At 65.8% G+C, this 21,677-nt stretch carries 22 protein-coding genes; 14 read left to right on the top strand and 8 right to left on the bottom strand.

What is annotated here, in order from left to right; all coding sequences use genetic code 11:
* Positions 1-76: 76 nt before the first annotated feature.
* Positions 77-799 carry a hypothetical protein gene (locus tag AAEO60_RS08710; RefSeq protein WP_341673259.1) on the top strand — a complete coding sequence of 241 codons (723 nt, stop codon included), beginning with the start codon at positions 77-79 and terminating at the stop codon, positions 797-799.
* Between the two features lie 21 nt (positions 800-820).
* Here AAEO60_RS08710 and AAEO60_RS08705 read toward each other — a convergent pair whose 3' ends face one another.
* The 3 genes from AAEO60_RS08705 to AAEO60_RS08695 all read right to left on the bottom strand — a co-directional run bounded on the left by AAEO60_RS08705 (position 821) and on the right by AAEO60_RS08695 (position 3,298).
* Positions 821-1,630, bottom strand: coding sequence for a hypothetical protein (locus AAEO60_RS08705; RefSeq protein WP_341673258.1), 810 nt, complete (start codon positions 1,628-1,630; stop codon positions 821-823).
* Positions 1,631-2,258: 628 nt separating this feature from the next.
* A complete protein-coding gene (locus AAEO60_RS08700; protein WP_341673257.1) occupies positions 2,259-2,789 on the bottom strand; it encodes a hypothetical protein in 531 nt (176 codons plus the stop codon).
* Positions 2,780-3,298 carry a hypothetical protein gene (locus AAEO60_RS08695; protein ID WP_341673256.1) on the bottom strand — a complete coding sequence of 173 codons (519 nt, stop codon included), beginning with the start codon at positions 3,296-3,298 and terminating at the stop codon, positions 2,780-2,782. Before AAEO60_RS08695 ends, AAEO60_RS08700 begins: the two co-directional genes overlap by 10 nt.
* A gap of 68 nt (positions 3,299-3,366) precedes the next feature.
* Here AAEO60_RS08695 and AAEO60_RS08690 point away from each other — a divergent pair, with 68 nt between their 5' ends.
* The 3 genes from AAEO60_RS08690 to AAEO60_RS08680 all read left to right on the top strand — a co-directional run bounded on the left by AAEO60_RS08690 (position 3,367) and on the right by AAEO60_RS08680 (position 5,120).
* Positions 3,367-4,143, top strand: a complete 777-nt coding sequence (locus tag AAEO60_RS08690) for a TlyA family RNA methyltransferase (protein WP_341673255.1) — start codon at positions 3,367-3,369, stop codon at positions 4,141-4,143.
* Between the two features lie 96 nt (positions 4,144-4,239).
* On the top strand, positions 4,240-4,794 hold the full coding sequence (locus AAEO60_RS08685) for a TspO/MBR family protein (RefSeq protein ID WP_341673254.1): 555 nt from the start codon (positions 4,240-4,242) through the stop codon (positions 4,792-4,794).
* 80 nt (positions 4,795-4,874) lie between these two features.
* On the top strand, positions 4,875-5,120 hold the full coding sequence (locus AAEO60_RS08680) for an accessory factor UbiK family protein (protein ID WP_341673253.1): 246 nt from the start codon (positions 4,875-4,877) through the stop codon (positions 5,118-5,120).
* An 8-nt stretch (positions 5,121-5,128) separates the two neighbouring features.
* Here the strand turns inward: AAEO60_RS08680 and AAEO60_RS08675 are convergent, their stop codons facing one another.
* The gene (locus tag AAEO60_RS08675; RefSeq protein ID WP_341673252.1) at positions 5,129-5,548 is read right to left on the bottom strand and encodes a hypothetical protein; all 420 of its coding nucleotides are present in this window, start codon (positions 5,546-5,548) and stop codon (positions 5,129-5,131) included.
* A gap of 76 nt (positions 5,549-5,624) precedes the next feature.
* Here AAEO60_RS08675 and recO point away from each other — a divergent pair, with 76 nt between their 5' ends.
* The 4 genes from recO to AAEO60_RS08655 all read left to right on the top strand — a co-directional run bounded on the left by recO (position 5,625) and on the right by AAEO60_RS08655 (position 8,786).
* A complete protein-coding gene (gene recO, locus AAEO60_RS08670) occupies positions 5,625-6,224 on the top strand; it encodes a DNA repair protein RecO (protein WP_341673251.1) in 600 nt (199 codons plus the stop codon).
* Positions 6,225-6,236: 12 nt separating this feature from the next.
* Complete coding sequence (gene leuB / locus AAEO60_RS08665) at positions 6,237-7,295, top strand: 3-isopropylmalate dehydrogenase (protein WP_341673250.1); 1,059 nt, start codon at positions 6,237-6,239, stop codon at positions 7,293-7,295.
* 55 nt (positions 7,296-7,350) lie between these two features.
* A complete protein-coding gene (locus AAEO60_RS08660; protein ID WP_341673249.1) occupies positions 7,351-8,490 on the top strand; it encodes a glycosyltransferase family 2 protein in 1,140 nt (379 codons plus the stop codon).
* Between the two features lie 113 nt (positions 8,491-8,603).
* Positions 8,604-8,786, top strand: coding sequence for a PLD nuclease N-terminal domain-containing protein (locus tag AAEO60_RS08655; RefSeq protein WP_341673248.1), 183 nt, complete (start codon positions 8,604-8,606; stop codon positions 8,784-8,786).
* Between the two features lie 67 nt (positions 8,787-8,853).
* Here AAEO60_RS08655 and AAEO60_RS08650 read toward each other — a convergent pair whose 3' ends face one another.
* Positions 8,854-10,128 carry a glycosyltransferase family 39 protein gene (locus tag AAEO60_RS08650; protein ID WP_341673247.1) on the bottom strand — a complete coding sequence of 425 codons (1,275 nt, stop codon included), beginning with the start codon at positions 10,126-10,128 and terminating at the stop codon, positions 8,854-8,856.
* Positions 10,129-10,378: 250 nt separating this feature from the next.
* On the opposite strand from AAEO60_RS08650, the gene AAEO60_RS08645 reads away from it, so the two are divergent.
* The 3 genes from AAEO60_RS08645 to apaG all read left to right on the top strand — a co-directional run bounded on the left by AAEO60_RS08645 (position 10,379) and on the right by apaG (position 14,118).
* A complete protein-coding gene (locus AAEO60_RS08645; RefSeq protein WP_341673246.1) occupies positions 10,379-11,587 on the top strand; it encodes a trans-sulfuration enzyme family protein in 1,209 nt (402 codons plus the stop codon).
* A gap of 102 nt (positions 11,588-11,689) precedes the next feature.
* Positions 11,690-13,651, top strand: coding sequence for an alpha/beta hydrolase family protein (locus tag AAEO60_RS08640; protein WP_341673245.1), 1,962 nt, complete (start codon positions 11,690-11,692; stop codon positions 13,649-13,651).
* 65 nt (positions 13,652-13,716) lie between these two features.
* A complete protein-coding gene (gene apaG / locus AAEO60_RS08635; RefSeq protein WP_341673563.1) occupies positions 13,717-14,118 on the top strand; it encodes a Co2+/Mg2+ efflux protein ApaG in 402 nt (133 codons plus the stop codon).
* On the opposite strand, the gene AAEO60_RS08630 is transcribed toward apaG, so the two are convergent.
* A complete protein-coding gene (locus AAEO60_RS08630; protein ID WP_341673244.1) occupies positions 14,119-16,728 on the bottom strand; it encodes a M14 family metallopeptidase in 2,610 nt (869 codons plus the stop codon).
* A 120-nt stretch (positions 16,729-16,848) separates the two neighbouring features.
* On the opposite strand from AAEO60_RS08630, the gene AAEO60_RS08625 reads away from it, so the two are divergent.
* The 3 genes from AAEO60_RS08625 (at position 16,849) to AAEO60_RS08615 (ending at position 19,475) form a co-directional block, all read left to right on the top strand.
* Positions 16,849-17,643 carry a LysR substrate-binding domain-containing protein gene (locus AAEO60_RS08625; protein ID WP_341673243.1) on the top strand — a complete coding sequence of 265 codons (795 nt, stop codon included), beginning with the start codon at positions 16,849-16,851 and terminating at the stop codon, positions 17,641-17,643.
* The gene (locus AAEO60_RS08620) at positions 17,636-18,166 is read left to right on the top strand and encodes a GNAT family N-acetyltransferase (protein ID WP_341673242.1); all 531 of its coding nucleotides are present in this window, start codon (positions 17,636-17,638) and stop codon (positions 18,164-18,166) included. The genes AAEO60_RS08625 and AAEO60_RS08620 overlap by 8 nt, the downstream gene beginning before the upstream one ends.
* A gap of 106 nt (positions 18,167-18,272) precedes the next feature.
* Positions 18,273-19,475: a PPC domain-containing protein gene (locus AAEO60_RS08615; RefSeq protein WP_341673241.1), complete on the top strand. Its 1,203-nt coding sequence runs from the start codon at positions 18,273-18,275 to the stop codon at positions 19,473-19,475.
* Between the two features lie 96 nt (positions 19,476-19,571).
* Here the strand turns inward: AAEO60_RS08615 and AAEO60_RS08610 are convergent, their stop codons facing one another.
* Together AAEO60_RS08610 and AAEO60_RS08605 are read right to left on the bottom strand one after the other, a co-directional pair.
* On the bottom strand, positions 19,572-20,303 hold the full coding sequence (locus AAEO60_RS08610) for a hypothetical protein (RefSeq protein WP_341673240.1): 732 nt from the start codon (positions 20,301-20,303) through the stop codon (positions 19,572-19,574).
* Positions 20,303-21,562 (bottom strand): hypothetical protein, encoded by a 1,260-nt coding sequence (locus tag AAEO60_RS08605; RefSeq protein ID WP_341673239.1) that lies wholly within the window; start codon positions 21,560-21,562, stop codon positions 20,303-20,305. The genes AAEO60_RS08610 and AAEO60_RS08605 overlap by 1 nt, the downstream gene beginning before the upstream one ends.
* Positions 21,563-21,677: the final 115 nt, after the last annotated feature.

Here is a 21,677-nt window from a genome sequence, read left to right as displayed (position 1 = left end):
GAGGCAAGAGGATGTCGCGCCGGGCGACCATAGTATTGGCATGGTTGCAGGTTTTTCGCCCGGTTATTCCCCTGCCATGACCATGCTTGCGACGAAGACTTATGGCCTGGCACTGGCCCTGCTGCTGGCAGGATGCGAAATGGCGGAGCCGATCATTGCTGATTTGCCTGAGGAGGAGGCGCTTGCTGGGGAAACGCCCGAGGCCATGCCGGTACCCGCAATGGTCGCGCCAGTTCCTGCGCCAGCCCCCACCTCTGCCGAGCGTCCGGATACCGAACTCACCTGCACCTATCCGGTCGGCAGCGAAGACACGGTAGAAACCCTGCGCGCGCGTTATGGTGATTCCGTGCAGGTGGCCGAACTGGCGGGACCGGAAGGCGAGACCCTGCCGGGTGTCATCCTCTGGCCCGAGGACCCGGAACGCCGCATCGAGGTGGCCTTCACCAGCGAGCGGCGCGACCGGGTCGACTTCGTCCGCGCCAATGCGCCGTCGCTGTGGTCCGTGCGCAACCTGCGCAACGGGGATTCGATCACGCGGGTGCAGGGGATCAACGGCGCACCGTTCGAATTCTACGGTTTCGGCTGGGATGCCGGCGGCAATGTCAGCGACTTCCGCGGCGGCGAATTCGAGCGCATCGGGCCGTGCCGCGTCATCATGGTGCTGGCCTACGACTACCCGGTCAGCCAGCCGCCACGCTCGCTGGTGGGCGACAAGCCGATCATGTCGGATCACCCCGATATCGACGAGCTGCTGGTCTACGTGGACGAGATCGGACTGGCTTTCGATCCGGAATATTGAGGGCGGGCCAATTGGGCCGGGTCAGGATCCGACCAATTCAGCCAGGTGTTGCTGCAACCTGGTGAGCATTTCCTCGCGCTCGGCATAGGAGGACAGGAAAATGCTGTTGCGCCCCATGTTGTCGAAGGTTTCGTTGAGAAACTGCTGGTTCGCGAGCATGCTTCCGACATCGCACACGGGACGCCATTCGTAAGCTTCATTGCTCGGTACCGCAGCAGTTGCCGAATGGTCTGCGTCTGCGGGAACCACGGTCATGCTGATCGCGTCGGGATGACGGCTATAGAGGCGGTAGAGCTCGTTCGTCCGCTCTTCGTGGTTGGAACGCTGGCGTTCGCGAAACAGGATATAGGATCGCAGCATCTGCCGAACCTCTGGATCCTGCAAGCGGTCGAAGCGGCCGGTGTCCATCATCTCGTCAAGGATCGGCAGTTCGTCGGAGGGTTTCCGGTAGACGTGCGAGTAGGCAAGTACTTCGCATTCGACAGCCGTAAGCGGCCGCACCGGCTCCATTGAGAAGATGACCGGTTGCACGCTGTGCAGCGCATCAACCTTGGTTTGCAGGCTGGCGCGTTCCGCACGCACGACCTCGAGCAGGTTGCCGGTCTCTTCATGCAGCCGTTCGAGGATTGCCCTTTCGTCGCGGCGCTCCTGGGCTTCCACGTTCCAGTTGTTCACCTGCAGGCCGAGGAACACACCGACGACCACGACAACGAACTCGACTGTCACCGCGAACCAGTCCTGGCGGCGCAGGTGCTGGCCGAGGCGGCGCAAGAGGAGTTTGTCGGGTCTGGCCTCGGTCATGTCGGGTTTATGGATCACCCTGTCCACCATGCCGAGTCAATTCTGGCCCCGAGGCGGCAGCCCACAAAATGAGAAGGCCAGTCCCACCCTTTCGTGGAACTGGCCTTCGCATGGTCAGCGGTCGTTACACCGCCAACGAAGCCTTACTCGGCGATTTGAAGACTACCGAATATGCTCCGCACGGGTCGTTTCCGACCTCCCTGCTGAACCATGAGACATCGGATCACCTCCTTTCGCGCTGTAAAGCCAGAACTGCCGTTTCACCGGCGTCCAAGACCCGCATGTGTTGCTGGTCTTGATGCCTGTTGTGAATCGCTGAACCGGTTAAAACAAGCCTTGATTAATTCTTTTTCACAGTCAGAATATCCCGTCTGCGTTGGGAGGGAGCCATGGGCTCCTTTTTTTGTTTTTCGAAGGCGCCTCCGCGCCTTCGTCCTCGGCGCTGATCCCTCCACTACGCTGCGCTCCGTTGCGGGGCACCTGCGGGTCGCGCGCGTGCTCGGTCGTGCACTGGTCGCGCACGAGATCAGTGCCAGCTAGCTGACGTGTCGTGGGGCACGGCCCTGAGGTCCGCAAGGGCGACCGCCCGCCCGCAGCGGGCGCGCAGCGCGTCTAGCGAGGACGCTCGCACGGAAGTGCGAGCGAAAAACAACCAATCCTAACTTCTGCAATCCTCGATCACCCGGGTGATTTCCGGATAGGCCGGGACGTAGATCGGCTCGGTGCCGCCCACTTCCACGGCGAAACGGCCCTTGGAGAAGGCGATGGCATCCAGCAGCGGATCGCGCGCATCGACATGGGCCAGCAGCAGCGGGGCAAAGCTGACGGCAGGCTCGGCCAGCAGGGCGCCGGTCTGCGTTTCGGTGCGGATGATCATCGAGGTCTCGCCCTCGCTTGCGCCAATGCGGCTGATGCTGACGCGGCTGGCGAGGATGTCGCAGGCGATGATCAACTGGACGCCGTCTTCTTGGCCCGTCCCGAAAATGGCCGCCGTCTCGGTGGTCTCGGCGACGTAGCGCCAGTCGCCCGGCGTCTGCGCCTCGTCCATCCAGCTGTGGTCCTCGGCCTGTGAGGCTTGCGGCCCGGGAGCGGCAGGCGCTTCGGGTGCGGCGGGCGAGCAGGCGGCGGGCAGGGCCAGCAGGAGCGATCCTGCGGCACCGGCGACGGCAAAGTGGCGGATCAACTGCATGTGTAGAGCACCTGGCTGATGCCGGGGTGGGTGGGATACTGCATGCGTTCTCCTGTCGGCGAGGTGAGCACCACGACTTCGCCCGCGTTGGACATGGCGTGGAAGATGGCGAGGCTGCCTTCGATCTGGGCGGTGAGACCGCCAGCGACCGGCATCATGTCGATCCGCGCGGCTTCCCCGCCGGCGTCGATGCGCCATGCCTCGTCCGCGCTGGCGGCGCGGCCAAGGGTGAGGGTGACTGCGCCGCTGGCGCGGTCGCAATCGATGCGCAGGGCGGGTTCGGCGCCTTCTTCCCCGAAGGCCGCGAAGCCGCCTTCCGCGCTCTGGTTTACCGTCCAGCTGCCGGGCACCAGCGCCGTGCCATCGGGCGCGGCCGTGGGGGTGGGTGCGCTGGTCAGCACCGGTTCGGGCGCTGCGAGCTCATCGGATGTTTCGGCGTCGTCGCTGCTGCCACAGGAGGCCAGCGCGGCGCTTGCGAGGGATACCAGCAGGACATGGCGGAATTGCATGGGTTTATATCCTTTGGGGATTCGATCCATCTGGACGGATTGCCTTTGCCGGTTCTATCGCCTTGCCGATGAACGAGCGCAAGCCATCTCGCCGCCGGATCGACCAGTTGCTCGTGGAGCGCGGCGAAGCGGAAAGCCGCACCCGCGCGCAGGCGCTGGTGATGGCCGGGCTGGTCTTCGGCGGGCCTCCGGGAAAGCTCGAACGGATTGGCAAGCCCGGCCAGCAAGTGCCTGAAGACTGGGCGGTCGAAGTGCGCGGGCGCGATCATCCGTGGGTGGGGCGCGGCGGGGTCAAGCTGGCCCATGCCATCGAGCACTTCGGGCTCGACCCCAAGGGCGCCGTGGCCATGGATATCGGCAGCTCCACCGGCGGCTTTACCGAGGTGCTGCTGCACCACGGGGCGGAGCATGTCTTTGCCGTCGACGTCGGCACCAACCAGCTGGCCTGGAAGCTGCGGCAGGACCCGCGCATCACCGTGCTCGAGCAGACCAATGCCCGCGCGCTGACGCCTCAGATCATCGACCGTCCGTGCAACTGGGTGGTCTGCGATGCCAGCTTCATCGGTCTCGCCAAGGTACTGGAAGTGCCGCTGGCGCTGGCTGCGCCGCAATGCCGCCTGGTGGCGCTGATCAAGCCGCAGTTCGAGGTTGCCAAGAACGAGGTCGGCAAGGGCGGTATCGTCCGCGAACCCGAACTGCGCCAGCGCGTCTGCGACGAGGTCTGCGCCTGGCTGGAGGAGGGCGGCTGGACCATCGAGGGCCTGACCGAAAGCCCGATCACCGGCACCGAGGGCAATGTCGAGTTCCTCGTCAGCGCCTCTCGCGGCTTCGGCCGCGGGGGCTGACAATCTACTCGGCGCATTAGGACTTCGGGACGCTTGCCAGTAGAACAGGCCGCCGTCAGATTGTTTGCCAAGACGAATCACGGAGTTGCTTTCCCGATGAACCGCCTCGCCAGTCCCGCGCAATTGCGCGCCAGCCTGATACGCTGGGCACTGTTCCTCGTGCCCCTGGTGATGCTGCTGGGCTTCCTGTCCGGCCAGCTGAGCGGTAGCGGCGCGGGCAGTCCGTGGTTCCAGGCGCTGGAAAAGCCCGACCTGTTCCCGCCGCCGGCCACCTTCGGCATCGTCTGGACGGCGCTCTATTTCATGATGGGCCTGTCCTTCGCCATGGTCTGCGCGGCCTGGGGATCGCGCCGGCGCGGCTGGGCGGTCTTCTTTTTCATCGTCCAGCTCGCGCTCAACCTCGCCTGGTCGCCCGCCTTCTTCGCGATGCATGACATCATGCTGGCGCAGATCATCATCGTCGCGCTGGACGTGGTGCTGCTGATCACCGTGGTGCTGTTCTTCAAGGTGCGCAAATGGGCGGGCGTGCTGCTGCTGCCCTATCTCGCCTGGGTGCTGTTCGCGACCTTGCTCAACTACCAGTTCCTGCAAGCCAATCCGGACGCCAGCGAGGTCGAGGAGAGCGGAGCAATTCAGAGGATAGAGCTTTAGTTCTTCGCAGCCGCCTCCGCGGCTGCGAAAAACAAACAATCTCGCTTGCCTTCCCGCGCTCCCGCCACCATTCTTTACCCATGCAAAGCGAAAACAAGATCATCTCCGACTTCGTCAAGGTCGCCAACTCCGCCGCAGGTACGCTGGCAGGCATGACGCGTGAAGCGCGTGATGGCGCGCGCGAACGCATGAAGGAAGCCATGGGCGGGCTCGACTTCGTCAGCCGCGAGGAATTCGACGCGGTGAAGGACATGGCCGCCAAGGCGCGCGAGAAGGTCGACGACCTCGAAGCGCGGATCGCCGCGCTGGAAGCCAAGCAGGGCTAACCCCGCCGCTAGATCCGGCTATCGAAGAATTCGCTTGCCAGGTCGTGGTTGGCGAGCCGCTGGCAGCGCGTCATCAGCGCCATCTGGTTCTCCTCGATCGCCCGTTCGCGGCGTCCGCCGGGAGGCATTTCCAGCAGCCCGTTCATCGTCGCGGTGATCTCTTCGAGCTTGTCTTCCTTGCGGTTGATGATCGCGCTCTGCCGGTCCGGATCGACCGCAGCGATTTCGTCGTTCAGCCGGTCTGCAAGGTCGTCGGTGCGCACGACATAGCGGCCATATTGCGAGCAGATGCCAGCCATCGCCCACATTTCCGACAGTAGCTCGACCTGTTGATCCACCGGCGCTCCGTCCTGCGCCAGTGCGGCCGGTGTTGTCATCGATGTTGCAGCCAGCGCCAGTCCGGCGGCAATTGCCCATCCCTTCCGCATGTACCTCTCCCCAGATTGTTGTCGCGGGCAACATAACCCATTGCTTGTAAAGCCGCCAGCTTGCAGAGCCTTGGCCATGCATGTCCGCGCCCCCGCCATCCTCGTTGCCGCCCGCCAGCATGGCGAGACGGCCGTGGTTGCGCGGTTCCTGACCGACGAGTTCGGACTGGTCGCGGGCTATGTCGCGGGCGGGCGCGGGCGCAACCTGCGGCCGGTAATGATCCCCGGCAACGCGGTGGAGGTGCAGCTGTCCGCCAAGTCGGACAGCCAACTGCCCTTCGCCAAGGTCGAGCTCACCGAGAGCCGCGGGCCGTGGCTGGCCGAGCCGCTGCCCGCTGCCGCCATCGGCTGGCTTACCGCGCTGACAGCCGCCGTCTTGCCCGAACGCCAGCCCTATCCGCCACTCTACGAGGCGCTCGGGGGCGCTCTGACGGCGATCTGCCACGCGCCGTCCGCACGGGGCTGGGCCGGGGCGCTGGTCGGCTACGAGATCCTGCTGATGCGCGAGATGGGCTATGGCGGGGCAGACCAGCGGCCCGAAGGCAACATGGAGCAGGTACTGGAGGCGATGGACGCCATCGGCCCTTCGCTGGACCACTACCTGCTTGCCGACCGCGCCGGAGGCGTTATGGCCGCGCGGCAGCGCTTGCGCGAACTGCTTGGACGGATGGCCTGAAGAAGAAGACTGATGAAAATCGCACTATTCCCCGGTGACGGGATCGGACCCGAAATCATGACCGAGGCGCGCCGCGTCCTCGACGCGCTGGGCCTGCCTGGCCTGGTGCTGTTCGCAGGCGACGTGGGCGGTACGGCCTATCGTACGCACGGCCACCCGCTGCCGCCCGAAACGCTGGAAATGGCCAAGGCCGCCGATGCCGTGCTGTTCGGAGCGGTGGGTGATCCCGCCTGCGACAACCTCGAGCGCCACCTGCGTCCCGAGCAGGCCATCCTCGGCCTGCGCAGCCAGCTGGGCCTGTTCGCCAACCTGCGCCCCGCCACCATGTTCCCGGGGCTGGAGGACATGTCCGCACTGCGTCCCGAAGTTGCCAGCCAGATCGACCTGCTGATCGTGCGCGAGCTCAACGGCGACGTCTACTTTGGCGAAAAGGCCATGCGCGTGCTCGATGACGGGCGGCGGCAGGGCTACGACTTCATGTCCTACGCCGAGGACGAGGTGCGCCGCATCGCCCATGTCGCCTTCCGCGCCGCGCAGGGCCGCAGGGGCAAGCTGTGCAGCGTCGACAAGGCCAATGTCCTCGAAACCAGCCAGCTGTGGCGCGACGTGGTGATCGAAACCCACGCGGAATACCCCGATGTCGAGCTCAGCCACATGTATGTCGACAATGCCGCCATGCAGCTGGTGCGCAATCCCGGCCAGTTCGACGTCGTCGTCACCGGCAACCTGTTCGGCGATATCCTGTCCGACCAGGCGAGCATGTGCGTCGGCTCGATCGGCCTGCTCGCCAGCGCCGCGCTTGGCGAACGGCAGACCGAATTCGGCAGCTTCGGCATGTACGAACCGATCCACGGCTCCGCGCCCGATATCGCCGGGCAGGGCAAGGCCAATCCGATGGCCATGATCCTCTCGCTGGCCATGCTGCTGCGCCACTCGCTGGGCCTCGAAGCCGAGGCCGCGCGCATCGAAGCCGCCGTCGGCAAGGCGCTGCAAGACGGCGTGACGGGCGCGGATCTTGGCGGTTCGGCAGGCACCACGGAAGTCGGCGACGCGGTACTGGCGCGGCTGTAAGTGGTGCGGCGGTAACCTTATGGTTAATATTACGCCGTAACCCGCCTGCATGGACATGAGCCTCGACGACCTTCAGACCCGCGCGAATGCCGCTACCCGTCCGCTGGAGCTGGCTGTCGTGCTGCCGACGCTCAACGAGCGCGGCAATATCGCGCCGATGGTCGAACGGCTGGAGCAGGCGCTTGGCCCCTCGGGCTGGGAAGCCGTCTTCGTCGACGACAATTCGCACGATGGCACTGCCGAGGAAGCCCGCCGCATCGGGCAGACCGATCCGCGTATCCGCGTGATCCAGCGCATCGGCCGCCGCGGCCTCGCCAGCGCCGCGATCGAGGGCATGTGCGCCACTGCTGCGCCTTTCGTCGCGGTGATGGATGCCGACCACCAGCACGATCCCGCGCTGCTGAAGGACATGCTCGAAGCGGTGAAATCGGGCGAATACGACCTTGCCTATGCCAGCCGCTTTGCCGTGGGCGGCAATGCCGATGGCCTGTCGAGCAAGGGCCGCGAGAAGGGCAGCCGCGTGGCCAATGCGCTGGCCCGCAAGCTGACCGGCACCGAGCTGACCGACGCCATGAGCGGATTCTTCCTGCTCCGCACCGACCAGCTGCGCAAGCAGGCCGAGAACCTCTCCGGCATCGGTTTCAAGATCATGCTCGACATCCTCGCTACTGCCGAGCCGCGCCTCAAAGTGAAGGAATTCCCCTTGAAGTTCGCCGAACGCCTGACCGGCGAAAGCAAGCTGGACCACGGCGTGGTGCTGGATTTCGCAGCTGGCCTGATCGAACGCTACCTGGGCCGCTGGGTGCCGGTGCGCTTTGCCCTGTTCGGCGTGGTCGGCGGGCTGGGCGTCTTCGTCCACATGGCCGTGCTGGCGGCGATCTACTGGCCCGACGAGGTCGGCTTCGGCCTCGCCCAGGCGACTGCCACCATGGTGGCCATGACTTTCAACTTCTGGCTCAACAACCTGCTGACCTACCGCGACAAGAAGCTGTCGGGCGCGCAGGACATGTTCTGGGGCTGGCTGAAGTTCTGCGGCGCCTGCGCGGCGGGTGCCTTCGCCAATGTCGCGGTGGCGACGCTGCTGGAGCAGAAGGGCCTCGTCTGGTGGGGCGCGGCGCTGGTCGGCGTGGCGATTGCCTCGGTCTGGAACTACGCCCTGTCGAGCAAGTTCGTCTGGGGCCGTTTCCGCCGCTAGGCCGCCTGTCCGCGCCTGCGGATCGACAAAATCGGAACCAATCCCGATTTCCACCCGTTCCTAGGTTCAAGAAGGACGCACACCCCCCGGCGTCTAAAGGTTAGGAGCAAATCATGGAAATCCTTGGACTTCTTGTCCTGCTGCTGGACATCTACGCAATCTACAACGTGCTCGTGAGCGGCTCTTCGCTGCCCGCCAAGGCGCTGTGGTCACTGGGCATCATCGTGCTGCCGGTCATCGGCTTCATCGTGTGGCTCGTGGCTGGTCCGCGTGGCTCGGGCCGCGCTGTCGCCTAAACGACAACGACACTCCAAGACAAAGGCGGCCGGTCCCGAAAGGGGCCGGCCGTTGTCGTTTGGGAGGTTACCGCCAGCCGCCGGTCCAGGCCCACATCAGGAAGTCCTGATCGTCCCCCAGCGGGGCGGCGGTCAGGATCGGGTACCAGAAGGCGAAGAAGCCGACCGCGCCCAGGCAGATGGCCAAGGGCACCATCCGCTCGCCGCGCTGCCACAGGCGTTCGACGGCCAGCGCCAGTGCCGCGCTCAGCGCCATGCCGGCGAGGAAATAGTGGAAGTAGAACTGCACCGCCTTGGGAGCGACCACCCACAGGGCGAGGCTGGCGACATAGAGCACCACCAGCGCGATGCAGTCACTGCGCCGCTGTTTCCAGCCCGCCCAGGCGCACCAGGCGAGGGCGAACAGGCCGAACCACATGGTCGACGGGTTGCCGATCAGCATGATCCCGCGCTGGGCGCCGTCGATCGGCTCGTAAAGATACCAGATGGCCCGGCTGTTGATGACCCAGTCCCACCACTGGCTCTGGTAGGGATGCGGTTCGGGCACCTGCGTCTGCATGGCCAGCATGGTGCGGTGCAGGTCGACCAGCCCCTCCGGCTGGCCGGAATGCACCTGCCAGAAGAGGAAGGGCCAGAAGGTGGCGGCATAGACCAGCAGCGGCACCACGCCGAGCCAGATTGCCGCTTCCCACAGGCTCATGCCGCCCACGGGCCATCCGCGCACCGAGCGCACCGGGCGGCGGCGTCCGGCGTAGAGGCGCGCGGCAAGGAAGGTCAGCCCCGGCAGCACGGCGAGGGGGATGGCGTTCCACTTGCTCGCCATGGCCGCACCCAGCGCCAGGCCCGCAATGGCCAGCCGCCAGCGCGCCGTCTCGTTCTCGCGCACCGCGCCCGCGCACATCCACAGCGCCAGCATCAGGAAGCCCACCATGAACACGTCGAGCATGGCGATGCGCGCGTGGACGAAGAGCAGGAAATTGGTCGCCACGAACAGCCCCGTCAGCAGGCTGGCGGCGCGGGTCTGGCTGGCGAACCACATGCCGCGCATGGTGGCGAACAGCGCCAGCGTGCCGAATAGCACCGACATGATCCGCCAGCCGAAGGGATTGTCGCCGAACAGCGCAATCCCGAGGGCGATCAGCTGCTTGGCCAGCGGTGGGTGCTCGATATTGGTCGCCCAGTCGAGATCCAGCACGGCGCGCGCGGCGGGCAGGTAGTGCACCTCGTCGAAGTAGGCTTCGCTGGGCACGCCGATACGCACCAGGCACAGCACGAGGAAGGCCAGGGCAATGGCGGAATTCCACAGGATCGGGTCGCGGGATTGGTCTGGCGGAACGCTCATGCAGGCCGGGGTTTAGCGCCGCCGCGCCGGTAAGCAATAGGTCCGGTCCAGGATGCCGCCCTTAGCCGCCAGACCGTGCAAACCACTGGACCAACGTGTCGCCAAAGGCACCGACGAACATCGGCGCAGCGCCGCCGTGTATCCATCCATGGTCGTTGACCGGTGTCCTGATGGCGTTTTGCCTGCTTGGTCCTGTTCCCGCGTTTCACCGCTTGCCGTGACGAAAGGCTGTCCGTAGATCGGCACGGCAATGAAGAAAACCACCGGATCCGATCCTTCCGTCACCGCGAAATGGCGTCCTGCCACGCAGGCCGTGCGCGCGGGCACCGCACGCAGCCAGTTCGGCGAAACCAGCGAGGCGTTGTTCCTCACCTCGGGCTATTCCTACGACAGCGCCGAGGAAGTCGCCGCGCGCTTTGCCGGCGAGGCCGAGGGGATGCAGTACTCGCGCTTCAAGAACCCGACGGTCGAGATGCTGCAGCATCGCATCGCCGCCATGGAAGCCGCCGAGGCCTGCCTGGCGCAGGCGAGCGGCATGGCGGCCATGACCTCTGCGCTGCTGTGCATGCTGTCGGCCGGCGATCACGTGGTCGCGGGGCGCGCGGCCTTCGGCTCGTGCCGCTGGATCCTCGACAACGTGCTCAACCGCTTCGGCATCACCCACACGGTGGTGGACGGCACGGACAATGCCGCCTGGGAAGCCGCCGTGCAGCCCAACACCAAGGCCTTCTTCTTCGAGACGCCCGCCAACCCGACGATGGACCTGGTGGACCTTGAATTCGTCTGCAGCCTCGCCCGGTCGAAGGGCATCACAACCGTGGTCGACAATGCCTTTGCCACTTCGGTGCTGCAGAAGCCGATCGACTTCGGCGCCGACGTGGTCGCCTATTCGGCCACCAAGCTGATGGACGGACAGGGCCGCGTCATGGCGGGGGCCGTCTGCGCTTCGAAGCAGTGGATCGAGGAGAAGCTTTCCCCCTTCCAGCGCAACACCGGGCCGATCTGCGCGCCGTTCAACGCCTGGGTGGTGCTCAAGGGCCTCGAAACCCTGTCGCTGCGCGCGCCCGCGCAGAGCGCGAGCGCGTTGCAGGTGGCCCAGTTCCTCGAGGAGCGCGGCCTGCGCGTGCTGCATCCCGGCTTGCCGAGCCATCCGCAACACGAGCTGTGCCAGCGGCAGATGGTCGCCGCCGGCCCGATATTCTCGTTCATTGCCCCCAAGGGGCAGGAGCAGGCGATGGCGCTGTGCAACGCGCTGGAGCTGATCGACATTTCCAACAACATCGGCGATTCGAAGTCGCTGATGTGCCACCCGGCCAGCACCACGCACTACAACATGGGCGTCGAGGGCCGCGCGGAAGCAGGTATCGAGGATGGCATGCTGCGCATCAACGTGGGCCTGGAAGACGTGGCCGACCTGATCGAGGATCTCGACCAGGCGCTGGGGAAAGTGGGCCTCTGATAGGCCGGGCATATTGCCCAAGCTTCTGTTTGCGCTAAGCTTCCTTCGTTTTGGGAGGGACCTATGAGCGTGGCGGGTTTCAGGCGGTTTGCCTTTGGCATTGTGGCGGTCTTGCTGGCCCAAGGCTTCCCGGCAGCGGCCCAGGTGGAGGCACAGGCCGAGACCTTGATCGAGCCGCGCGCCGCCGACGAGATACCCGAGGAAATTCCCACCAGCGCCTTTGCCGCGCAGTCCCAATTGTATGACGCGCAGCTTTCGCCCGACGGCTCGCGCTTCGCCCTGTCGGCCATCCGGGACGAACGGCAGTACATCAGCGTGTTCGACAGCAGCACGCTGGAGCTGGTCGATGGTATGGGGCTGGGCAATCCCGACAACTTTAAGTGGTTCCGTTGGTTGGGCAACGATCGCCTGCTGATTTCCATGACCGGCAACGATCCCACCTATGGCCTGCCATACAGCCGGCTGGTGGCCTTCGATTTCGAACCCCGCCGGATGCGCATGCTCGCCGTTCCCCGCATGGGCTTCGATGGTGACAACGTCATCCATTACAATCGCGATGGTGAATACGTGCTGGTCTCCATTTCCGAGAACCTGTTCGCGCCGCCTGACGTCTGGCGCTTCGATTTGAACTCCGATGCCGAGGAAACCATTCCCGGAGAGCTGGTGGAAAGGCGAGACAGTGCCGTTTCCTCCTGGATCGCCGACGAGACGGGCGTGATCCGGATCGGTATCGCCAGCCGCACCCGGGGCAGGGTTGGCCTGCGCTATCGCCGCGATGCCGAAGCGGACTGGGAAACGGTTGTCCGAGTGCGGCGCGACGACGAGGGCGCGCTGGCCTACTGGGATTTCCTCGGACTGCGCGCCGGCAGCGACACGGGCTACGCGCTGGCGATCCCGGAAGGACAAGATCGCTATGCACTGATCGCCTTCGACTTCAGCCGGTTTGAGCCCGGAGAAGTCATCTTCAGTTCGCCCGACGAGGACGTCGATGCGGTCACGTTCGATGAGAACCGCGAGCCGATTGCCGTCACCTTCTCCGGCGACAGCCGTCGCCGCGTCTGGCTGGATCCACAGGTCGGTCGCTGGCGAGCACGGTTGACCGAGGCCTTGCCGGGCAGCGAGGTGACGATTCTCGACTGGAGCGAGGATCGCAGCCGCATGCTGGTGGTGCAATCGGGGTCGGCAGACCCGGGTGCGCTCTATGTTTTCAGCCCGCAGGACCGGCAGCTTGACCTGTTCGGGGAAATCCGACCGCAAGTCGCCGCAGAACTGTTGGTGGAGCCGAGATCGATCCGATACGACGCGCGTGACGGCACCTCGATCCATGCCTACCTTGCTTTGCCGCGCGGACGCGAGGCACGGAGTCTGCCACTGGTCGTCTATCCGCATGGCGGCCCTTACGGCATTCGCGACACCGACCGCTACGATGATACGGTGCAGCTGCTGGCCAACCGTGGCTATGCCGTGATCCAGCCCAATTTCCGCGGTTCCGGTGGCTATGGAGAGGCGTTCGAACGCTTGGGGGACGGACAGGTCGGCCGCCTGATGCAGGACGACCTCGACGACGCTGTGGCCCACCTTGTGGCAGACGGCACGGTCGATCCCGAGCGGGTCTGTATCGTCGGGGCCAGCTATGGCGGATTTGCCGCTGTTTGGGGCGTAATCCGCAATCCGGAAATCTATCGCTGTGCCGCGAGTTTCGCCGGAGTCATGCACTGGGAACGGCAGCTCGCGCACAATCGGGACTACCTTTACGGCCGTTCCCGCAGGCGGCACACGGAACGCTACGACGGGGACCAGACTGACTTCGACCTCGATGATATCTCGCCTGCCGTGCAGGTGGGGCGGCTGACGAGGCCTGTGTTGCTGGCTCATGGCGAACGCGACAGCCGCGTGCCGTACGATCAGTTCGAACTGATGGAAGACCGGGCCGATGATGCCGAAGTCGAATTGGAGACCCTGTCGCTGGAGGAATCCGGCCACGGTTTCACCAGCGATGAGGATCGGCAGGCCTGGTACGATGCCTTGGTCGACTTCCTCGCGCGGCACAATCCGGCGGACTGATGCGAGAGTCCCCTTGTGACGGGACGGAATCCCGTTACGCTGCGCGGGTAATGACTCAGGCCGCCATCTCTTCGCTGTTCCAGCATGTCGCGATCACCGCCGGGGTTACCGTGCGCGTGTCGGTGAATTTCATGCCCGAACAGTCGCGTGTGGGGGCCGGGCGCTGGTTCTGGGTCTACCATATCCGTATCGAGAACGGTCGCGACGAGACGATCCAGCTGAAGACGCGCCACTGGCGCATCAGCGATTCGAACGGGATGGTGAACCTCGTCGATGGCGAGGGCGTTGTAGGCGAGACTCCGGTGCTCCAGCCCGGACAGACGCACGACTACGTGTCCGGCTGCGAACTCACCACCAACATGGGCGCGATGGAAGGCCACTACACCTTCACCCATGCCGACGGCACGCTGTTCGAAGTCGCCATTCCCCACTTTACCCTCGCTGCTCCGGCGGAGCAGGAGGGGTAATCAGCGCACCCTGGCGGGTGCGATAATCACCGCGTTCGCCAGCAGCAGGTCCAGCCCGTCGAGGTAACCGCGCACGGTCGGGTCGTGCACGAAGCCGATGGCGAGGCCGCGGCCAGTCTGTTCGGCGATCATGTAGGGCTTGTAGGCCATCTGGCGGCGGTTCTCGTCCCAGACATAACCTGACGCGACCAACTCGTCCGGCCCGGCGTAGCGCACCACGTTGGTGCCGTTAGTCAGGTTGAGCGGGGTCAGGATCAGCGATCCGTCGGCGAAGACGGTGGGCGGATTGCCGTCGTAACCGGCAGCGAGGAAGCTCTCGCCGTCGACCACCGTGTTCAGCAGCGCGCCCGGCAGGGTGTCGGGACGGCGCGAGGGATCGACGATGGCTTCGCGGTATTCCGATTCGCTTTCGATCGCCGTGCCGGCCACGGTGTCCCCCGCCTCTTCTTCGTCGGGATCGCCGCCCAGCACGGTTTCGCGGCTGGTGGAGAACAGCGCGTCGTCGCCGCTGGCGAAGCTCGCCAGGGCGTCGCCATAGGCCACCAGCACCCCGCCGCCGCGCACATAGGTGACGAGGGCTGAGCGGGCGGAGGAGGGCAGGGTGTAGACGTCGGGCACCACGATCACGTCCCAGTCGTCCAGCTGCGCGCGCGCCACGGTGCCGCTGCGGATCGGGGCGACGGGCAAGCCGAAGCGCTGCTCGATCACGTAACGCGTGGCGCCCGCCGACAGCGGCGAGACGCCGTCTTCCCAGACCATGGCGATACGCGGCGCGGCCAGCCGCACGAAGCTCTCGCTGCCGAGGTTCGGCCCGTCCTCGACCCAGCCGCTGTCGAGCGGCGCGGTCTCGGCCCCGATGGCGGCGGCGAGGGTGGTGAGGGCATTGTCCATGTCGGGGTTGTCGCCGTGGGAGAAGACCACGGTACCGCGCGGGAAGGTGCGGCCATCGACAGTGAAGGCGGTGTCGGTTGCCCGGCCGACAAGGCCGCGCTTCAGCGCCTCTACCACCAGCTGGACCTGCCCGCTGTCGGTCCACGGCACGGCCACGCCAAAGGCTCCGTCGGCGCTGGCCAGCGAGGGCACCGGCTCATCTGCCGCGATCAGCGTGCCCTGTGCGGCATTGGCGCATTCGGCGACGTCCAGCCCGCTCATCAGGCCGACCGACCAGGCGGTGGTGTCATAGATCTCGTGCGGCAGGTCGCTGGCGCGGCGTTCTTCCTGCGAGTCGATGAAGTCGGCGGGCAGTTCCACGTCGCGGTCCAGCAGGCTGCGGATCAGCCGCGCGGTGGGCTGGCGCATGGAGACCGAGAGGTAGCCGCGCGGGTAGCTCCGCCCGCAGGCGCTGACCGGGCCGTCCACACGCCCCACGCGCGCACCCTGGTGCGCCAGCCGGCGGGCCAGTTGCTCGGCGTTCCAGCGGCGGTCCGCCAGGTCGATCACGAACCAGCCGCTGCCCGCATCGCCCTGCGCGGCGGTACGGCGGTAGGCGGCATAGTCATTGAGGAACATGTCGGCATTGCGCGCCACTGTCTCCGCCGTTGCCAGCGTCGAGACGAAGTGGTTGCGCACGGTGTCGGCGTAGGTCAGCACCTCGCCGTTGCTGCGATCCCAGACGAGCCCGCGCGACGACGATTGCTCGAAGGTCATGGCGATTGATCCGTTCAGCGTCGGCCAGGTGTCGCCGTAGCCGGGGTAGAAGGCGTCGAAGACCTCGCGGGTGAAATAGGGCTGTCCCAGCCGGTCCAGCCAGGCGCCGATATTGCGGCCCAGCACGTGCTGCTTCGCCTGCTGGTCTGGCGTGATGTAGGGATTGAACGGGTCCGCGCTCGGCGGGAAGAAGTAGGTCGAATCGCCGCCCATCTCGTGCGCGTCGACATAGACCACCGGCTGCCAGTCGCGCACGGCGGCGACCTTGCCCTGCGTTTCCGGCTGGGTCAGCGCGAACCAGTCGCGGTTCATGTCGAACAGGTAGTGGTTGTAGCGCCCGCCCGGCCACGGCTGGTCGTGCCCGGCGGTATAGCGGTCGCCCGAAGGCGCGATGCCCAGCTGCGCGTAGTAGCTGTTGGTGAAGCGCGCGCGACCGTCGGGGTTCTGCATGGGATCGATGATGACCACGCTATTGCCGAGGATGGTGTCGACAAGCTCGTCCCCCTGCGCGGCCAGCAGGTGGTAAGCCAGCGCCAGCGCGGCGTCGGAGCTGCTGATCTCGTCCCCGTGCACGCCGTAGGAAAGCCAGGTCACCGGCAGCGAATCCGCGGCGGGCGCGCCGCCGGCGGCAATGCGCTGCATGTCCGCCTGCACGGCCTCGATCCGCGCCATGTTCGCTGCGCTGGAGATCACCGCATAGACCAGCGGACGCCCCTCCCAGCTCTGCGCATATTCCACCAGCCGCACACGTTCGGGCGCCGCCTCGGCCAGCGCCTGCATGTAGGCGATCACCTGTTCAGGGCGGCTGATCTGCGCTCCGGTGGGGTGGCCGACCGCCTCTTCCAACGTGGGAATCGCGGGGTCGAAAGTGCCGTCGATGAAGCTTTGCGCCTGTGCCGGAGCGGTCAGAGCCAGCACGGGGAGGACAATAGCGGCCAAGAGGCCGGCGAACATGCGGATCATCAATGACTCCAAGGATTCCCTGTTACAGGTGAAACTGTCTGCCGGCGGGGGTGCGGTCAAGCTGTTGTGCAAGAATCTTGCCGCCAGCCGCTCGCCTCCCTAAGTGCACCTCCAAGCACCATGAAACGAACGCACCTGCCCCTGAACGCCTTGCGCGTATTCGATGCCGCCGCGCGGCACCTCTCGTTCACACGCGCCGCAGACGAACTGGCGGTGACGCCTGCCGCCGTCGGCCAGCAGATCCGTGCGCTGGAAGACGTGCTGGGCGTGGTGCTGTTCCGCCGCACCTCGAAGGGGCTGGAGCTGACGGGAGAGGCCGAAGCGGGCCTCGATTCGCTGCGTGACGGCTTCCTCAAGTTCGAGGAAAGCGTGCAGGCCATGCAGGCCGGGCAGAGCTCGTCGAACTACGCCATTGCCTGTCCGCGCGAATTCTATGCCCAGTGGCTCGCCCCGCGCCTCGCGGCATTCCGAAAGGACAATCCCGACGTCACGGTGCACCTGACCGCGGACGAAAACGCCGACTTCACCGAGGCCAACCTCGACCTTGCCATCCGGTTGGTCGAGGGTCCGGACGAGCTCGAGGGCGAAAAGCTGGTCGGCGGATGCAAGGTTTGCGTGGCCGCGCCGGGGGCTCCCGAAAGCTGGATCTCCTGGCCCACCTACGAGCCGCCCGAAGGCGCCCGTATTGCGCTGCACGTCGGCAATGCCGGGCAGGTGCTGTCTTCGGCCATCGCCGGCCTGGGGCGCGCATGGTTGCCGCTGCCGCTGGTGTCCGAAGCCCTCGCCGACGGACGGCTGGAGGCTATCGGCGAACCCGAGGATTGCCGCCGGTCGTACTGGCTGCTCGCTCCGCGCCCGCAGTGGCGGCAGAAAAAGGTGAAGGCGCTGGTCGCCCACCTTACGGGCAATGGCTGACACACCCACGCTGACCACGCCGCGCTTTACCTGCCGCCCGTTGCAGCAGGGTGACGAAAGCGCCTTGTGGCCGGCCTTCTCCGACGAAGAGCAAATGCGCTACTGGTCGCGCGGTCCGTTCGGTGATCGCGGCGAGTTTCGCGATTACCTGTTCGACAGCGGTGGCGAATGGGGCGGGCGGACGTGGATATGCGAACCGCATGCTGGAGGTGCGCCGGTATTCCGCATGGTCGCCAGCAGCAACGTCGAGCAGGTCGCGGAGATCGGCTATATCCTGGTGCCCGGCAATGAAGGTCAGGGGATAGCACGCGAATGCGTGACCGCGCTCATCACCCACCTGTTCCGGGTGGAGGGCTTCCACCGCGTCTTCGCCGATGTCGATCCGCGCAACCGCCGCTCCAATGCCTTGCTCGATCGGCTCGGTTTCACCCGCGAAGGGCACCTGCGCCACACCATGAAGACGCACATCGGTTGGGCCGACACGTGGATGTGGGGACTGCTGGCAGATGAATGGCCACATTAGGCCCGATTAAGCTTTGACGCGTTACGCCAGATGTGCTGCCACAGGGCAGTTACAGTTGAAAAGGTTACGATCCAACCGACTGAATATCCACAGGGGGATTCCATAAATGCTCAAGTCCATCCGTTACTCCATGCTTCTGGCGAGCGCTTCCGCGCTGCTGGCAACGCCTGCGCTGGCGCAGGTGCGCGACCTCGACAACGAAGCCAGCGACGTGCGCGTCTTCCAGGGCCGCGTCGCGGGCGAACCGGCCGTGTTTTACGTCACCACCCCGGCCGAAGGTTCGCTGGTGATCGACGTGCTTGCCTCCGGCGATCTCGATCCGGTGGTGCGCGTCCGTGACGCCGACAGCGGCGAGACCATTGCCGAAGACGACGACGGCGGCGAAGGCCTGAACTCGCGCGTTACGATCAGCGGTGAGGCTTCGCGGCGCATCGTCATCGAAGTCGACAGCTACTCCGCTGACTGGGCAGAGAACGGTGACGAATACGGCGGTTCCTTCGACCTGCGCCTGTCGATCAGCAACTGCACCTCGAGCGGCGGCATGGCCATCACTTACGGGGCGAGCGAACGCGGCTCCATCTGCGGTTCGGAAAACCTCTACACCTTCATGGGCGAAGCGGGCCAGATGGTCGAGATCGCCATGATCGCCGAAGGCGACGATCTCGATCCCTATCTCGAGCTGCGCGATGCCGCTGGCGAGACCATTGCCTCCAACGACGATGGCGGCGACAGCCTCAACTCGCTGTTGCGCCACACCTTCGAGGAAAGCGGCACCTATACCATTGTCGCCACCAGCTATGGCGACACAACGGGCGACTACCGGCTGCGCGTCCGTTCGCAGCGTGCTGCCACGGCGCAGCTGCCGCTCCAGATGATCGGCATCGATGACGAGGCCAGCGGCGAGCTGGTCTCCGGCTGGGCTGGCGACGACAGCCTGGGCCTGACGCATATCGACTACCAGCTGAACGATGCTGCCCGGGCTGCAATCGCTTCGGGCAATGGTGAGATTACCATCCGCATGACCTCGGCCGGTGGCGGCGATGCCGACTTCGGCGGTTCGATCGATCCCTATGTGGAAATCGGCTACGACACGCCGCTGGGCTTCGCCGTGATCGACGCCGACGACGATGGCGCGGGCGACCTCAACTCGCTGCTGCCGATCGACCTCGGCCCGATTGCCGACAATCCCGGCCTGCTCGACATGCTGCGCATCCGCGCCCAGGGCTTCGGTGGCTCGGCCGGCGCCTACACGCTGACCATCACCGAAGGCATGGAGCCGCGCGCCTCCGATAGCTGGGGCATCGAGTGATCCATCTTCGGCCCAACGGCTGATCGGCCATTGACAAACTGACGGGCAAGGGCGGGGAGCGATCCTCGCCCTGCTTGTTTGGCCCGCAGGCCGGGATCAGGCGGCGGGTAACAGGATGACGGCGGACAGCCGTTCGGAGACGTCGTCCGGCAGGTCTGCGAGCGCGTTGTAGATCGCCCGTCCCAGGCGGCACTGGGCGGCTTCGGAGAGGCCCAGCAGGCCAGCGCCGCCGTAGAAGAAGGCGTCGACTTCCTCTGCAGTCATGCCGTTTTCCTGCAATTTCCGGGCATAGGCGTCCCAGTCGGCTTCGGTGGCTTCGCCGCGTTTGACCGGGTGGTCGCGTCCGGCCGCCATGGCCCGCACCTGGGCGACGGTCAGTCGCGACAGCTGCATCTCGGTCCGGGAAGAGAGGACGTCGTCATGGGCCAGCCCGGACATGGTGTAGCGGGCGCACATGCCTTGGCCTTCGCTGGCCACCATCTCCATCGCCCGGATGGAATGCTCGCGCACTTCGAACAGGTGTTCCTGCGGCGATGCGGCGAAGTGGTGCAGGTTGCGGCTCATGAACTGCAACATGAAGCTCTGCGCGCCGTAATAGCCGGACTGCCCGCTGCGGTCGGTCTCCAACGAATCGAGCAGCGTCTGGCGCAGGGCGGAGTAGTCCTCGGGGAACTCCTCCTCGAGCGTGCTGTAAAGCTGCGCCAGGGCGGGATCGGCAGCGATTTCCTCGTCCAGCCGTTCCTCGGGCGACATGAACACGGAGCCGTCGCAGCCCGCCAGCGGCGCGGCCAGTGCCAGCGCCGCGGCGAGGCGAAGCCCCGTGCGCATCAGCCTTCTGCCGGGTCCGCCTCGTCATCCGACGGGGGCGGCGGGGGCGGGCCGCCGAAGCCCGGACGCGGGCCGGTGCCCGGATCGTGGTCGAACGGCTGGGCGAAGCGGCTGCGGTCGTCGTTCTCGGCGGTCACCGGCTCTTCCAGGCCCTGCGCGATGCGTTCCTGCTGCGCGCGGCTGGCGCTGATGTAGTCGCGCGGCATGTAGTTGCCCTCGTGACAGGCGTATTCGAAGAACTGGTAGTCATCGTCGCGCACCCAGGCGAGGCGCGTGGTCCACGGCTCCACGTAGACCTGCGGGTCCGAATAGGTCAGCTCGTGGATGATGGTGTTGGGACCGGTCATGGTCAGCCGTTCGACCGTCATCGCCTCGGTGCTCATCGGCACGGTGTTGAAGGCGGGCACGGTCGTCGTGCCGGTGAACTGCGTCGCCATGTTGAGCGGGCTGGCCGAGCGTTCGTAGACGTTCTCGGTCGCGCTATCGCCGGAGACGATGTTGGTCGTCTCGATCACCAGCGTGCGGCCGTCCCACCAGCCGCGCGAGTTGCCCATCCAGGCCTCGGTCCGCTCGTCCCACTTGGCGGCGCGGGCCTCTTCCTCGCTGTCGTAGATCTTCACCACGCGGGTGCCGAGCATTTCCAGCATGATGGTGACGTAGCCCGGCGACTGGAACACGCGGATGCCGTTGTTGTAGCGGAACGGGTACATCGAGGCGGGGAAGCCGCGCGACACGCAGCGGTCCCACGAATCGAAATCGTCGACCCAGTCGTAGCCCTGGCCCGGCACCCAGCCCGAACGGCCAGCCTCGAACAGCTCGCGCGCATGCGGGGTGAGATCGGGCAGCTGGCCGTCGGCGGGCGAGACCAGCATGGCGGTGGACTTGGCCCAGTCGGTGTCGAGGAACCACTGTTCCAGCCCGGTGGTGCCGCCGGCGCCGATGCCGCTTTCGTTGGCCTGGGTGAAGTTGCCGTCATTGCCGCGCGCGGCGGCGAGGCGGCGCTCGAATTCCTCGTCGGTCACCCAGAAGCGGTCGCCATAGGCGGCGGGACGCTGGAACAGGATGTGGCCGTTGTTGATCGGCTCGATCGGCCAGGTGCCGGTGAAATCGTAGTCGCCCCAGGGCAGCCGGTCGGGCTCGTAATCGGTGGGCACCGGCGGCAGCTCGGTCAGGTCGTCGGGACGTTCCTGCGCAAGAGCCGGAGCGGACAGCGCCAGCGCCGTAGTGGCGGCGAGCATGGTGGCGAATTTGCGGAACATCGAATTGGTTCTCCCCAGTCGGCTTTTTTCGGCCAGATTGATTTTGTCCGAGCCTAGGACAAAATCATCGCCCGCTCAATCCTCCGCGCATCGAAAAAGTCGCCGGACATGACTC

Origin of the sequence: Aurantiacibacter gilvus, assembly GCF_038289935.1 — a bacterium.
GTDB classification, from domain to species: Bacteria; Pseudomonadota; Alphaproteobacteria; order Sphingomonadales; family Sphingomonadaceae; genus Alteraurantiacibacter; species Alteraurantiacibacter gilvus.
This window is presented reverse-complemented; position numbering and strand designations above follow the sequence as displayed.